This is a genomic window from Paenibacillus sp. FSL W7-1332 (assembly GCF_037969785.1).
Taxonomy (GTDB): Bacteria; Bacillota; Bacilli; order Paenibacillales; family Paenibacillaceae; genus Paenibacillus_AQ.
This window is the reverse complement of record NZ_CP150209.1, coordinates 7,231,551-7,246,309: the sequence shown is the minus strand read 5'-3', so window position 1 is coordinate 7,246,309 and position 14,759 is coordinate 7,231,551. Positions and strand designations below refer to the sequence as shown.

The window sequence follows — 14,759 nt, the reverse complement described above, 5'->3', positions numbered from 1 at the left end:
CATTTACGTTACAAGGTGATCGCAAACAGCCTTTTAATCTATAGACCGGGAGTGAAATGCATGAGTGGGAAAGAGATATTTGATGTAACGGTTATTGGTGGAGGACCAGCAGGATTATATTCTGCTTTTTATAGTGGACTGCGCGGCATGAAAACCAAGATTATAGAATATCAACCCATGCTTGGCGGGAAGGTTCACGTTTATCCGGAAAAAATGATATGGGACGTCGGCGGACTGACACCCGTTCCGGGCGCGAAGCTGATCGAGCAGATGGTTCAGCAAGGCCTGACGTTTAATCCCGAAGTGCTGTTAAACGAGAAGGTTGAATCGATCGCCCGCAATGAGGAAGGGCTGTTCGAATTACATACGGCGAATTCCGGCGTGCATCTGTCCAAAACGGTCATCGTGGCGGTCGGCGGAGGCATCCTGAATCCGCAGAAGCTGGATATTGAAGGAGCCGAGCGGTTTGAGGTGTCGAACCTGAACTACACGGTGAAGTCCCTGCAGCATTTCAAGGGCAAAACGGTGATTGTGTCCGGCGGAGGAAACTCGGCCGTGGATTGGGCGAACGAGCTGGAGCCTGTGGCGAAGAAGGTGTACCTGGCCTATCGAAAAGGCGAATTGTCAGGCCATGAAGCCCAAGTCGATCAGTTGATGAACAGCAAGGCCACTTGCCACCTCAATACATCGATCACGAAGCTTATTGCTTCGGATAATCATGAGGTGATCGAGCGGGTGGAATTGACCAATAATGAGACGGGTGAAGTTTCCTATCTGGCCGTAGACGAAGTGATCATTAACCATGGCTATGAACGGGATATGTCTCTCTTGGAGAACAGCAAGCTCGATATTCATCGGGTGGATGATTACTATATCGCGGGCAACGCAAGCTGCAACTCTTCCATACCGGGGTTGTATGCCGCGGGCGACATCCTGCATTTTGACGGGAAGCTGCACCTGATTGCGGGCGCCTTCCAGGATGCCGCGAACGCGGTGAACAGCGCGAAGCAGTTCATTGAGCCGGATGCCAAAAAGTACGCGATGGTCTCCTCGCATAACGAGGTATTCAAGGAGCGAAACCGCGAATTAGTAAAGCAATTGATCAATTAGCGAAGCAGGCAAAGCGCCTATATGCCATTAAGCATAGAAGAGAAGCGAGGGAATTCCCCGCTTCTCTTTTTTTGCATTACCTTACTGTTTTGGGATGATCCCTGAAGTAATCAACGGGCCGTAGTTGATCAGCTGGGTCATCATGATCGCCATTTCTCTTGCGGACTTATTCATGCCGGACTCGATCCAGTGTATGACCAGGCCGATATTGGCGGAGGTCATATACGCAATCAGGTAATCGCTCGGAATGATTTGATTCTCTGCTACGGGCTTTCTGAACGCATGCTTAGCAAACATATGCTCCTTCATGAATTCCCTGAATTGCCGCACGAAGGATATGTCCCCATTCGGGCCGACAACGGCACGGAAGAAGGCGGCATGACGGATGAGCTCCTCAAATATTCGTTCTGACGCCGGATAAGGCTCGCCCTTTTCCGCATAGTCTCTGGAATCCCTGGGGTCAATATGAACGACGATGTCCTTAATCTTCTGGAGCACCTCTTCTTTGAGCTTATCCAGCATATCCGGCACATCCCGATAATGCAGATAGAAGGTACCTCGGTTGATATTGGCGCGATTGGCGATATCGGTGACGGTAATCGCATTTATGCTTTTTTCGTCCATGAGCTCAAACAAGGTCTGCCGCAACAGCTGATTCGTCCGAATTTGCCGGCGATCCGTCTTTTTGATCAAGGAATTCCCCTCCAGTACAATTTTGAACACTTAATCAACAGAATGCTTGAACACTGATGAGTAATGAACACTCCGCCGAAAGCTGATGATTGAACAAAAATCTCTCTTCATTATAATTAACGCTGTGATCTTTAATCAACAGTATGTTCATTAATGACGAGGAGTGGTAGATATGGGTTTCTTAAAACAAAACATGCTGTGGATCGGCGCATTGGTTGTCATTCTGGCCCTGTCGGTCTTCGGCGTGGCCATGATGGGATCGATCGCGGGAGCGAAGCCGAAGTCGCTGCCCGTTGCATTGGTCGTCTTGGATCAGCCGGCGGAGTTACCGAACGGCGAACCCCTTGCTGTTGGCGATATGATGAAGGGGATGCTGCAGGGCAACTCACAGCTGCCCATTCAGTGGAGAATCGTGAATTCGGAAGCGGAGGCACGGGAAGGGCTCGACAGCCAGAAGTATTATGGAGCCCTTGTGCTGCCTGAGGACTTAAGCGCGAGCATCTTGTCGCTGCAATCGCCTGATCCCAAGCCGGCTGTGGTGCAGGTGCTGGTGAACGAGGGGATGAGCACGCAGGCATCCACAGCGGTGAAACAGATGCTCGGGCAAGCGATGAAGATGGCGGGAGGGCAGCTCTCCAACCAGGCATTGACGATGATCAGCACGCAGACGGATATGCTGCCTGTAACAACCGCACAGGCTCTCCTTACCCCGTTTGAGGTTCAGGAGGAGGTTGTACATCCTGTCGGGATTAATCACGCAAGCGGCAATGCGCCGGGCATGCTGGTACAGATTTTATGGATTGGATGTCTGATCATTAGCGTGTTCATGTTCCAGGCGCTGCAGAAAGCCGTAGCTGATGGCAGCGGCAGGGGAACCTCGATTGTGCTGCAAGGCGCTGCCGGTTTGCTGCTGGCGGGTCTGGCTTCCGGTTTCCTGGTATGGATGGCATCCTCCTGGTATGGCATGGAGTTTACTAACGGGGGCCGCGTTTGGCTGATGCTGTGGCTGGCAGGTACCGCTTTTTTCCTCCTTCAGTCGACCCTGCTCAACTGGATGGGAATCCCGGCTATGGGCATCCTGGTGCTCCTGATGTTCTTCTCGATGCCGCTTCTTAATATGGCGCCGGAGTTTCTGCCGCAGGCAACACAGGATTGGCTGTACTCGTGGACGCCGCTCCGCTTTGCTGCTTCGGCTCTAAGAGATGTGATGTATTTTGACGGCGTTTCCGCATCTTCCGCGAATGCTGCCGTACTATGGTCTATCGCCGGAGGTTTCCTTGTTCTGCTGCTTGCCTCGGTGCTGAAGAAGGGGAGCCTTTCCGACAAAAGAAAGTCGATGACCGCTTCTTAATAGAGGTTGTTCAAAATGTAGTCTTCTGATAAGAAAACCAATCGAGGCAAATTCAGAGCTGAGCGACCGCGATTCGGAAGTAGGTTTTCTTGCGATATAGAATTTCATCAACTCCGTTGATAACTTATAAATCCTATATCTAACACGAAGGGAGTCAAGAAGGAACTCGGCATCGAATCTTGAATTCAGTCGGGCCTTCCGGTGCTCACGTACCCAAAACGTACGCTCCGCTCCTGACGTCCCTAACTTCATCCAACCTTCTCGGTGCTGAAAATCCGACTTTTTGAACACGCACTAATAGAATAGGCTGGCGAATGGGCAGTGTGGGTTTACCCGCACTGCTTTTTTTGCTACGCTCAAGCAGCTTGGTCCATGTTAGCCGGGAACATGGCAGCAGTGCGTTGGCATCGTGACGGTCCCCCTTGTATTAGGTGAATAAAAATACTATCGTTCTTCAAGATGACGGCCTGTATAATCCTGAATAAGGGAGTGTGAGCGTAAGTTGAAGATTAAAGTGATCATAGCGGACGATAATTCGTTTATCAGGGAAGGTATGAAAATCATTCTGACTACGTTTGATGAGTTCGACGTCGTGGCGACCGTTGAAGACGGCCAGGAAGCGGTGGCCTATTGCGAAGCGCATGAAGTGGATGTGGCGCTGATGGACGTCCGGATGCCGAATCTGAACGGCGTTGAGGCCGCGAAGCAGCTCACGGAGCGTACCAAGACCAAGACGCTGATCTTAACGACCTTCGACGACGATGAATATATTACCGATGCGATCCTGAACGGCGCCAAGGGTTATCTGCTAAAGAATAACGACCCGGAACGGATTCGCGATGCAATCAAAACGGTGTACCACGGCCATCATGTGCTGCAGGACGTCGTACTGGATAAAATCAAATCCGGGCTCTCTCCCGGAAAGCCTGAAAAGGAAGATAAGGCAGACAAGTTCGACCGGAGTCTATTCACCGAAAGGGAACTGGACATTATGGCGCTCATCGCCAAAGGGCTGGCCAACAAGGAAATTTCGAAGAAGCTGTTTATTTCCGAAGGCACGATTGCCAATCACATCACTTCAGTTCTCAGCAAGACAGGTCTTGAGCATCGAACCCAGATTGCGATTTTTTATCTGACGGGGGAAGTGAATAAGTGAGCGAACGCCGAAATTATGCCGAACTGTGGGTCATCGGTTTCAAAAGCATGCTGTTCCTGTATGTGATCAGCCAGTCGTATGCCTCTGATCTTGCGATAACGTCATGGTATATACTGGTCATGCTTCTCTACCTGTCCGTGAATGTATCCGTCTATATTTTCAAGAGTCGCAATACACAGCCATACTTCATGGTACTGGCTATTCTTGTTGTCGTGGCGTCCTCATTCTACATTCATCCGCTGTTCTTCATGCTGCTTCCCGCGAATCTGTATGAGCTGTTGTCTTTATATCTTCGCAGGAGCTGGATGATCCTGATTCTCCTGCTGGTTCCAGCGTTTATAGTGCCTTACGAGCATGGCTTGACCTATTTCTTTATATCCGTTCTATCCTATATTTATCTCACCATGCTGAGAGCTTTTATAAGCCGAGTCACATCCTATCAGGAGCAGAACGAGCAGATGCATCGTGAACTGGATCGGTTGACCCAGCGGCTGAGCGAAAATAATGAGTACATCCGGCAGTTTGAATATATGTTCAAGCTGGAAGAGCGAAATCGGCTGTCCCAGGAAATTCATGACAAGATCGGGCATTCCATGACGGGAGCATTGATTCAGATGGAGGCGGCCAAGCGCTTGATGACAACGAATCCGGACAAGTCCGCCGAGCTGCTGCAGAATGCCATATCCATCTCCAAAGAAGGCATTGAGAGCATCAGGCTGGTTTTGAAGAACGTAAAGCCTCCTACGGAGCAGCTCGGCATCAACCGAATGCGTTTATTCCTAGAGGAGTTCTCCACCCAGCACCCGATCAAGACCGTATTAACGCATGAGGGCAATATGGATGTGATTACACCGCTTCAGTGGAAAATCATTCAGGATAACACCCAGGAAGCGTTAACCAATACGATGAAGTATGCGAATGCAACGGCAGTCTCGTTACATATCGAAGTTCTGGGCACCATGATCAAGGCCAAGGTCAGCGACAACGGCAAGGGCATGCAGAAGGTCATCAAGGGTCTTGGGATCATAGGCATGGAGGAGCGCGCCGCGGTCGTGAATGGTACCGTGATCGTGGATGGCTCCGACGGCTTCTCGGTGACCACTTTAATACCTTATAGCTAAAACCGGTAAGTGCATTTGGCGGATTAGAGATATCGGGTCAAAATGACATTCCCCACAAAGGTGAAGATTTGGATCGTCAACAACATGAAGATTCTCATGGATAAGGATGAACTTGTGCACTATCGCAAGGGCATCCTTTTTTCGTACGATAAATGCAGATCAAGTCCACCGGTTGATGCGTGGATGGAATATGGAGGCGAAAAACGTATGAACGTGCTGGAGATCAAAGGTCTTACGAAGAAGTTTGGGGATTTCATAGCGGTAGATCAGTTGTCGTTGAACATACGGGAAGGCGAGATCTTCGGCTTCCTGGGCGCGAACGGAGCAGGCAAGAGCACAACCATTAATATCATATCGTCGCTCATGCCCATGACCAAGGGAGAGGTTCATGTCCTGGGCAAGAATCTGATGAACCACAGAAAGTTCGCGAAGCAGCAGATCGGCATGGTTCCGCAAGAGGTCGCGATATATGAGGATTTGACCGCCTATGAGAATGTTCATTTTTTTGCCGGATTGTATGGAATGAGAGGATCGGAGCTTAGGAGCAGGGCCGAAGAGGCGCTTGCCTTCGTCGGACTTAGTGACAAACATAAGATGTACCCGAAGAGCTTCTCCGGAGGCATGAAGAGACGACTGAATATCGCTTGCGCGATTGCCCACAGACCGAAGCTGATCATCATGGATGAGCCGACCGTCGGCATCGATCCCCAATCGAGGAACTATATTCTGAACTCGGTCAGGAAGCTGAATGAGATGGGCAGCACGATCCTGTACACGAGCCATTATATGGAGGAAGTGGAGGAGCTCTGCACCCGGATTGCCATTATCGACCACGGCAAGATCATAGCGGAGGGCACAAAGGCACAACTGAAGGCCATTATTACGGACCAGAAGGATATCGGGATCGAAGTGCAAACGGCCGCCCATCTTGAAGCGAGCAAGCTGAAAGAGATCGCGGGCGTCAAATCGGTTGAAGTGAAGGAGAATACCGTGCACATCAGCTCCGACGCAGGGGTCAATAACCTGAATAAAATCATTCAGGTATTCATGGCGCAAGGCATTGAAATTCGTTCCGTTCAAGCGTCCGAGCCGAATTTGGAAACGGTGTTCCTGACGTTGACCGGCCGAAGCCTTCGGAATTAGCGGACCATGGAAGAGGGAGGTGGAAATACATGAACGTACTGAGAATCGCGCTGAAGGAGATGAAGATCGTCCGGGAGCCGCGGATGCTGGTGTTTATGCTGGCAACCCCGGTGCTGCTCATTTTGATCCTAGGGACAGCGCTTTCGAATGCTTTTAACGGCAGTACCACGATTGGAGACATCCGGGTGTTATACCATAACGACGGTGCAGAACCCGCGCTTACGGAGCAATGGCAGGTTTTCATGCAGGAGGCGGAGCGCTCATCGGGCATGGTCTTTGAGCAAGTCAAGGAAGGCATGGACGGAGGGCAGGAAGTGAAAAACAACCGGTACACCGGTTACGTGGAAATGGACGGTCAAGGTATCCGTTATGATGGAAACAGCCGCAACAGTATGGAGAACGGGATTGTACAGGGGATGCTGTCCGCATTTACCGACCGGTACCGGCTGTCAGCCGAAGCCGCGAAGATCGATCCGGGATATGAGAGCAAGCTGCTTGTTGATGATGGAGGGAGCTATGTGCTGGAGTCTTCCATTCAGGGGGCGAGGCAGCCGGGTTCGCTTGATTATTTTTCGATTGCGGTCACCACGATGATCATCCTGTACAGCGCCTTGACGGCAGGCGGACTCATCGATAGTGAGCGAAAGCGAAACACCGCGCAGCGCCTATTGGCCTCACCGGTGACGAAAGCCGAGATTTTTGCCGGAAAAATAATGGGCACGCTCGCAATCAATGCCGTATTTGTCATCATCGTTGTGCTGATCAGCAAATATATGTTCAATGCCTATTGGGGGGAGAACCCCATCATGGTATTCCTGGTTTTGTTCACCGAGATCCTGTTTGCGCTCAGCCTCGGGCTCGGCATCAGCTACGTGCTGAAGGGAAATGCAGCCGGAGCTGTCATCATGGTCATTATTCAACTGGCTGCGTTCTTTGGCGGAGGGTATACGCCGGTTGCAAGCACAACGGGATTCATGAGGGAGGCCGCAACGTATTCTCCCCTGCATTGGTCCAATGAAGCTCTGCTGCAAATCATCTATTCAGGCGATGGGACTGCAGCCGTGCATGCGATGATGCTGAACGTGGGATTTTCCGTCCTGCTATTGGCGGTAGCCATGATTTTGATGCGAAGAAGGGAAGGGCTGTAATGATGAAGGATATGCTCTGGCTCATTCGAAAGACGATATTGACCTCGTTGAAGGATTATAAAAATCTGCTGCTCGTTATCGCGCTTCCTATTGTCGGCATTCTGCTATCCACCTTAATCTACAAGGGTTCTGGAGAGACTTCGGTTAACATTGGCATCGTGAATCACGATATCGAACAGAAGGTCACGCAAGATACGATCGATTTTGTTGCTCATTTGGAGCATACCGAGGCGTCGGTCATTAGGGAATCGGAAGCGGATGACTTGGTTGTGTCGGGTGAACTGGATGCAGTGCTGATTTTCCCCGAGGGGTTTGCGCAGAGCGTAATTCAGGGGGCACCCGAGCCGGTCCGGATCGAGTCGATTAAGGGAGCTCAGGTTACGGGGTATGTCAAATCGTATCTGAACGCGTACATCCGGAATATCTCCTCCATGGGGGTTATGGCGGGTGGCAATGCCGCCGCATTTAACGAATTATACAGCGGTTATCGGAGTTCAACGTTTCAATTGTCCACGACTACGGTTGCGGATCAATCGGTCAATCATGATATGACCAACCGGACGATTGGTTACTTGGTTGTGTTCATGTTATTCTCCGCCGTGAATCTATCAGCATTAACGATCCGGGATCGAGAGAACCGTACGTACTATAGACTCTTATCGTCGCCTATTACGGCCCGCAGTTACGTCTTCTCGAATGCCATCGTGAACATCGTTCTGATGATGATCCAGATTGCGGCCACCTTGTTTGTCATGACCCGGTTCTTTCATATCGAGCCTGGCCTTCCGCTCTGGCAGATGTTCTTGATTCTGTCGCTGTTCGCTCTGGTCGCGGTCAGTTTATCGCAGGTCATTGTCGCGTTCTCGGACAGCACCATGATGGCGAACGGAATCCAGACGATGGTGATCATGCCGACTTCGCTGCTGGCGGGGTGTGTATTCCCGCTTACCGTGATGCCCGAAGCGATTCAGCGAATCGCCGATTTCCTGCCGCAGTATTGGCTGCTCGATACGTTCGGCAAGCTTCAGCAAGGAAGCGCGTTGACCGACATTATGTTGAATGTGGCGATTCTACTGGCTTTTGCCTTGGCCTTATCGCTGATTGCAACCTACAAGTTTGGAAGAAATAGAGATACGCAGAGCTATGTATAAAAAATAAGCAGGGCGCCCCTTAACCTGATTCCTGAAGCAGGATGCAGATATTAAGGGACGCCCTCCCGGTTCTTTCAGAACGTGACCAATCCCATCGCTTTCTTGGCGGCAAGCAGTGTTGGGCCTGCGGTTTCTGAAGCCCGCTTCGCTCCGTCCATCAAAATGCGATCTAGCTCGGAGGAATTCACGATTTGATGGAACCTCTCCTGGATCGGTTGAAGTTTCTCGATGACCACTTCGGCCAATTCCTTCTTGAACGTGCCGTATCCTTGGCCTTCATACCGTTTCTCGATGACGGAGATGGCTTCCTCGGAGAATACCGAATAAATCTCGATCAGATTGCTGACCGCCGGCTTCTGCTCCCAGTCATGCCGGACCTCGCCGTCTGAGTCGGTAACGGCCTTCGAGAACTTTTTGCGGATATCCTCCGGCGTATCCATCATGTGGACACAGCTGTTTTTGTTCGGATTGCTCTTGCTCATCTTCTTGGACGGGTCGTCAAGACCCATGATGCGGGAGCCAATATCCTGAATGATCGGTTCAGGCACCGTAAACGTGCGGCCATACCGGTTGTTGAAGCGTTCGGCCACATCGCGGGTCAGTTCCAAATGCTGCTTCTGGTCGTCGCCGACAGGCACATGCGTTGCCTGATAGAGCAGCACATCGGCAGCCATCAGGACGGGATACGTGAAGAGCGCCGAGCTGACCGTTTCTTGACCTTCCGATTTCTCCTTGAATTGGGTCATCCGCTTTAATTCACCAAAATGCGCCTGCGTCTCCAGCAACCACCCGAGCTCTACATGCGCGGGGACCTGGGATTGCAGAAAGATCGTCGCTTTATCGGGGTCAATGCCTGACGCAATGTACAGAGCGGCAATGTCCCGCGTGCGCTGGTGCAGCTCCATGGGATCCTGATAGACCGTTACCGCATGCAGATCCGGCACGAAGAAATAGGACTCATACTCATGCTGCAGCTTCACATATTGACGGAGCGCACCTCCATATCCGCCAATATTCAAATCCCCGCTCGGCTTGATGCCTGACAATAATCGTTGCATAAAAAACACCTCCTAATGGTTTGCGAACAACACAAAAACACCTCATCCCTCTATGGGACGAAGTGTAACTCCGCGGTACCACCCGAATTCGACTATACTGTCGCTCTTTAGCATGACGTGGAAATGGGGGAAAACACCATTATTATTCCTGCCATATCTCCCAAAGTAACGGTGGAGAGCCGTCAAGGCCTACTGCTCCGGCACAGCCGAAAGGTTCGGGTTGAAGCGAGAAGATCCATTCACTCATTCCGGGGTACCGGGCCTCGCACCATTCGCCGGTTCGCTTGGACCTCAAGAGATAAGCTACTATTTCTTCTCATAGCCGTGTGGTATGTTGTTCTTAAATTCATCTGCGCAGCTCTTTTCGGATGTAAAGAGAGAACAAGATGATTTGAAGAGTATCATCACACAGGTGTTAAGTGAATGTCAAGAGGAATCGGGTGGTCTGAATCGTGCCTGGGAGGCGCCGGCGAAGGCGATGGAGAATTTTCGATATATCATCCATCCGGTGCAGAATTCCTGAAGAGAGGTAACCTTTTTCGTTCAGATCGGCACTTAAGGGATAGAGACACCATGAAGGGAGGTTTTAGTGAACGTGTTCCAGTGGATTGAGGAAGCCCGGCGGGGCAGTGCGGAGGCCCAGGGAAGCTTGGTCCGGCATTTTACCGGTATGGCGCTGGCCGTAGCCTACGATAAATTGCAGGATCCTTATTTGGCGGAAGATGCCGTGCAGGAGGCCTTTACGGAGGCCTTTGCGAATCTGCACAAGCTGCAGGATCCCCGGCGCTTTCCCGGATGGTTCAAAGTGATCGTGGAGCGGCAGTGCTACAGAGACCGGCGCCGCAAGCAATTGCAGACGTTACCGCTGCATGAGATGGAATTGCCGGCTGGCGACCAGCGGAGCTTGGAGTTTGTCGTGGAAAAGAGAGAGATGATTCGCCAGCTGCATGCCACGATCGCGGATTTGCCGCCCGGCATGCGGATTGCGGTCCAGCTCTATTATTTTCAAGGCTACAGCCTGCGGGAGATCTCACAATATTTGGATATATCCTTGCCGGCTTTGAAGAAGAGACTCTTTGATGCCCGGCGGAAGCTGAAGAACACGCTGCACGTAGCCGACTTTGTATCGGTGTTCACCGATCTGTATGAGGGAGGAAAACGTATGCTGCATATCGTTAACGGGGATTCGGTAGGGGATAAGCTGAAGCAAGGGAACATTCAAGGAGATATCCTGGCGTGGAGGGAGCTATATTCGTTTGGTCCGGTCTTCACGAAGATGGACGAGCCGGATCATCGGAGAACAAGAGCTCGGTATTTGGAGCAAACGCTCGGGATTCCGGAGAAGGAATATATCGAGACCTGCGAGTTGCAGGAGAGGAAGCTACAGGATTTTCGAAAATATGATGAAATCGTGCTCTGGTTTGAGCATGATCTGTTTGACCAGACCATGCTGGCCTACTTGCTGCATTGGTTTAAGGAACAATCACTGGGAAATACGAAGCTGAGTTTGCTGTGCATTGGCGCCTACCCGGGCGTCGAGCTTTTTCGGGGGCTGGGGCAGCTTAGCACGGAGCAGCTCGAGACTTTATCGGGCACATGGCATGCAATTGGAGAAGAAGAGCTTAGGCTGGGCAGCATGTTGTGGGAATGCTATACCTCGGATGGGCCGGAAAGACATCAGCGCATGCTGGAGGTGGATTCCTCGGCACTGCCTTATGCGAGAGATGCGTTCGAAGCCCATCTGGCACGGCTGCCCTCTGTGAACCATGGACTCGGGATCATCGAGAAGACGACGTTAGAGGCTGTAGCGGGCGGAATCCATAAGCCGTATGAGTTGTTCCGAAAGGTAGGTGATAAGCTCCATACACTCGGAATGGGAGATCTGGAGTTCTGGTATTACCTGGCGAAGATGACGGAGGGCCCGGATTCGTTGCTGGTTATCGATGGTACAGCACCGTTTCCGGACTTCAAGCAGGTCGTCCCGCATTTCCAAGACCGGGTGCTGCAAGTGACGAGTGTGGGGCATGGGGTATTAGCCGGGAAGACCGACTATGCCTGCTCCGGAACGATCGATAAATGGGTAGGAGGCCTGCATGTGCGGGGCAAGGCTCCATCATGGCGCTGGGATCCGGAGCGGAAGTCGGTTGCGCGGATAGCTGAATCCGATTGAACAGTAGATATAGGAAAAAAGCGATCTTGAGCAGATTGGCGAATCAGATTAACAGCAGATAAAACATAAGAGCGATCCTTGCTGGCGTTAATGCCCAACAAGGATCGCTTCTTTTTAACATATCAGAAAGGATAAACCTCGGGGGATCTGCTGCCTGATATCGTTACAGATGAGAACCGCCGGTTGCATCGACCATCTGCCCCGTGACCCAGCGCCCGTCGCTTGATGCGAGAAACGCTACGACATCCGCAATATCCGACGGCTGACCGATTCGGCCAAGCGCGGACATCTCAGCGGCATGCTGCTGCCCTTCCGGCGTATGCAGCCATGCAGCATTCACATCCGTATCCACGATGCCAGGAAGAACCGCATTCACCGTGATCCCGCGTGGACCGAGCAGCTTGGCGAGATGCAAGGTGAACGTATTGACGGCTCCCTTGGTGATGTTGTAAGCCATAATATGCGGGTAGGCGATCCGCGTAACGCCGGAGGAAATGTTGACGATGCGCCCGTCGTCACGCAGGAGCGGCAGGGCCTGCTGCACCAAGAAGAACGGTGCTTTTACATTTACGGCAAGCAGCTCATCGAAGCTTTCCTCGGTCGTCTCTTCAAAGGTCTTGGAGGTTCCGATGCCTGCGTTATTCACCAGAATATCGAAACGGTTGTCCCCCGTTACGCGAAGAAGTTCCTCCTTCAGCGAATGAATCAGCCCTTTTACGCCGTCTACCGATTCAAGTTTGGCACCTAAAGCGATAGCTCGCCCACCCTGATCTTGTATGGTCTGGACAACCTGATCCGCCGCATCCCGGCGGGTTCCGTAATGGACAATGACCAGAGCCCCTTCTTCCGCTAACCGAAGCGCGATTCCTTTGCCGATGCCTCGGCTTGCGCCTGTAACTAATGCGATTTTGTTTTCCAATCGTTTCATGAAATCCCACTCCTCTTGTTCGATTTAAAGCTACTGTACACTCTCCTGTTAAGGGGAGAGTCAAGAGGGAGGTTTAGAATTATTCTAGCGTTTTTCATGAACAAAAAGGACATCCGGGGTTACTGCTTCTGCAAGTAAGAGTGGAGACGGGGTCGAGGTTCGTTTCGACAGCCTATCACGGGAAGGAAGAGTTACTCCCCGTTACCTTGCAAGGGGATAAGCAATTCCGCAGGGCGCTTCTTGCCGTAGATATCTTTATCCGAGGTGAGATAGATCTCGCGGATCGGCTCCGATTCCGCCTGAACGAGGCCTTGTGACGAAATCCATGCCCTGAGCTCGGGTACGACGGGGCAGGTGTAGGTGTACGGATCACAACGATGTACAAGAGATGCGGCAGATTTCAGCTGCGGCAGAAAGTCCACGCGAATGCGCCCATTAGCAGGTATGTCCCTAGTTATAGGAACTGCGACTTCGATGTCGGCAATGTCGGCATTCCCGCTGCCGTGGTCATGCCAAAGAATGGTTAGCTGCCTGGCCTCCTCTTCTCCATTAGAGACAGCGTATTTCGTAATCTCATCCAGCAAGAGACATAGCTGGCTGCGGGGGACTTGGTCACGAATGAAAGCGGCACGCTGCGATGGGACTTCCCGGATAATGGGACCACTTGGATTCCCTGCTTCGGATCGTTCCAAGCGTGTTATCCTGCTGTTGACCTCTTCCAACTGCAGCTGGAGGGTCCGCATCGCATGCTGAAGCTCCGTCATTTTATCCGCAAGTTTGTTTTTTACGATATCGCTCCCTATATCCTCTTCCAAAAAAGGCTTGAGCTGTTCCAAGGTAAACCCCTGCTCCTTGTAAGCGGCAATCCGCTTGACGGTCAGAAGCTGCTCCTCGGAGTAGTAACGGTATCCGCTTTGTTCATCAATATGGGCCGGCTTCAATAGGCCCAGCTCATCATAATATCGCAATGTTTTGATGGAAATGCCGCTGACCTTGGCAAAAGCGCTGATCTTCATCATGCCGGCTGCAACCTCCTTTACGATTCGGTCTCTCATGGATAACGATATCATATCTCGCGCTCCTGCTTACGTAAATAACGCAGTTCGCCGGATCTGAAGGAACAACTCGGTCCCAAGACCGAGTCCGTTTTCATCCCGGGGCGGGAATTCAGTTCGGCCGAATTATCGTACAATATGTTCAAAGAAGATTCGTGATCCCGCTTAAAGAGTAAGAAAGGAAAGGAGATGAGGCTGATGAACGGAACGTACGAGGATCGCCAGGCGATCCAAGCGTTATTCGATTCGCTGTCCAAGGCGTGGGGAGAAGGGAATGGCCGGGCTTATGCGGAATGCTTTACGGATGATGCGGATTACGTCACGTTTAGCGGACAGCACTTGAAAGGCCGCCAAGAGATCGATGAAGTTCATCAGAAGCTGTGGGATGGGGTGCTGCGAGACTCCAAGCTGGTTGCGGGACCAACCTCGACCCAGCTGCGGTTCCTGACCCCGGAGCTTGCGATAGCCCAGGCTACGGGAGCGGTGCAGCTTAGATATCATAAGAAGCCGCCCACCGGCCGCTTTTCCATTAATACCAACGTGCTGATCAAGGTGAACGGGGAATGGAAGATATCCGCATTTCATAACAGCCGGATTCAGAAGCCAGGTTGGATCCAGCGGTTGGTGATGCGTTCGAAATCAAAATCCAGCTGAAGTAGAGAAAGCGGAGGATTG

13 protein-coding genes are annotated in these 14,759 nt (G+C 51.6%); 9 read left to right on the top strand and 4 right to left on the bottom strand.

Features of this window, described 5'->3' with window-relative positions; all coding sequences use genetic code 11:
- The first annotated feature begins 60 nt into the window (after positions 1-60).
- Positions 61-1,110 (top strand): NAD(P)/FAD-dependent oxidoreductase, encoded by a 1,050-nt coding sequence (locus MKX98_RS32895; RefSeq protein WP_071220523.1) that lies wholly within the window; start codon positions 61-63, stop codon positions 1,108-1,110.
- An 81-nt stretch (positions 1,111-1,191) separates the two neighbouring features.
- Here the strand turns inward: MKX98_RS32895 and MKX98_RS32890 are convergent, their stop codons facing one another.
- Positions 1,192-1,803, bottom strand: coding sequence for a TetR/AcrR family transcriptional regulator C-terminal domain-containing protein (locus MKX98_RS32890; protein WP_339220568.1), 612 nt, complete (start codon positions 1,801-1,803; stop codon positions 1,192-1,194).
- 172 nt (positions 1,804-1,975) lie between these two features.
- Between MKX98_RS32890 and MKX98_RS32885 the strand changes: the two genes are divergently transcribed.
- From MKX98_RS32885 to MKX98_RS32860, 6 genes are all read left to right on the top strand, one after another.
- Complete coding sequence (locus MKX98_RS32885; protein WP_220687173.1) at positions 1,976-3,154, top strand: DUF3533 domain-containing protein; 1,179 nt, start codon at positions 1,976-1,978, stop codon at positions 3,152-3,154.
- 502 nt (positions 3,155-3,656) lie between these two features.
- The gene (locus MKX98_RS32880) at positions 3,657-4,310 is read left to right on the top strand and encodes a response regulator transcription factor (RefSeq protein WP_071220520.1); all 654 of its coding nucleotides are present in this window, start codon (positions 3,657-3,659) and stop codon (positions 4,308-4,310) included.
- A 47-nt stretch (positions 4,311-4,357) separates the two neighbouring features.
- Positions 4,358-5,431: a histidine kinase gene (locus MKX98_RS32875; RefSeq protein ID WP_220687561.1), complete on the top strand. Its 1,074-nt coding sequence runs from the start codon at positions 4,358-4,360 to the stop codon at positions 5,429-5,431.
- A 207-nt stretch (positions 5,432-5,638) separates the two neighbouring features.
- Positions 5,639-6,574, top strand: coding sequence for an ABC transporter ATP-binding protein (locus MKX98_RS32870; RefSeq protein WP_339224643.1), 936 nt, complete (start codon positions 5,639-5,641; stop codon positions 6,572-6,574).
- A gap of 29 nt (positions 6,575-6,603) precedes the next feature.
- Complete coding sequence (locus MKX98_RS32865; protein ID WP_339220566.1) at positions 6,604-7,722, top strand: ABC transporter permease; 1,119 nt, start codon at positions 6,604-6,606, stop codon at positions 7,720-7,722.
- Complete coding sequence (locus MKX98_RS32860) at positions 7,722-8,873, top strand: ABC transporter permease (protein WP_220687176.1); 1,152 nt, start codon at positions 7,722-7,724, stop codon at positions 8,871-8,873. Before MKX98_RS32865 ends, MKX98_RS32860 begins: the two co-directional genes overlap by 1 nt.
- A gap of 74 nt (positions 8,874-8,947) precedes the next feature.
- Here the strand turns inward: MKX98_RS32860 and trpS are convergent, their stop codons facing one another.
- Positions 8,948-9,931 carry a tryptophan--tRNA ligase gene (gene trpS / locus MKX98_RS32855; RefSeq protein WP_339220564.1) on the bottom strand — a complete coding sequence of 328 codons (984 nt, stop codon included), beginning with the start codon at positions 9,929-9,931 and terminating at the stop codon, positions 8,948-8,950.
- A 595-nt stretch (positions 9,932-10,526) separates the two neighbouring features.
- Here trpS and MKX98_RS32850 point away from each other — a divergent pair.
- Positions 10,527-12,101, top strand: a complete 1,575-nt coding sequence (locus MKX98_RS32850; protein ID WP_339220563.1) for a sigma-70 family RNA polymerase sigma factor — start codon at positions 10,527-10,529, stop codon at positions 12,099-12,101.
- 163 nt (positions 12,102-12,264) lie between these two features.
- On the opposite strand, the gene MKX98_RS32845 is transcribed toward MKX98_RS32850, so the two are convergent.
- Positions 12,265-13,029 carry an SDR family oxidoreductase gene (locus MKX98_RS32845; protein WP_194540105.1) on the bottom strand — a complete coding sequence of 255 codons (765 nt, stop codon included), beginning with the start codon at positions 13,027-13,029 and terminating at the stop codon, positions 12,265-12,267.
- A 191-nt stretch (positions 13,030-13,220) separates the two neighbouring features.
- A complete protein-coding gene (locus MKX98_RS32840) occupies positions 13,221-14,099 on the bottom strand; it encodes a MerR family transcriptional regulator (protein WP_339220562.1) in 879 nt (292 codons plus the stop codon).
- 183 nt (positions 14,100-14,282) lie between these two features.
- On the opposite strand from MKX98_RS32840, the gene MKX98_RS32835 reads away from it, so the two are divergent.
- Entirely contained in the window at positions 14,283-14,738 is a 456-nt protein-coding gene (locus MKX98_RS32835) for an SgcJ/EcaC family oxidoreductase (RefSeq protein WP_339220561.1), read from the top strand.
- Positions 14,739-14,759: the final 21 nt, after the last annotated feature.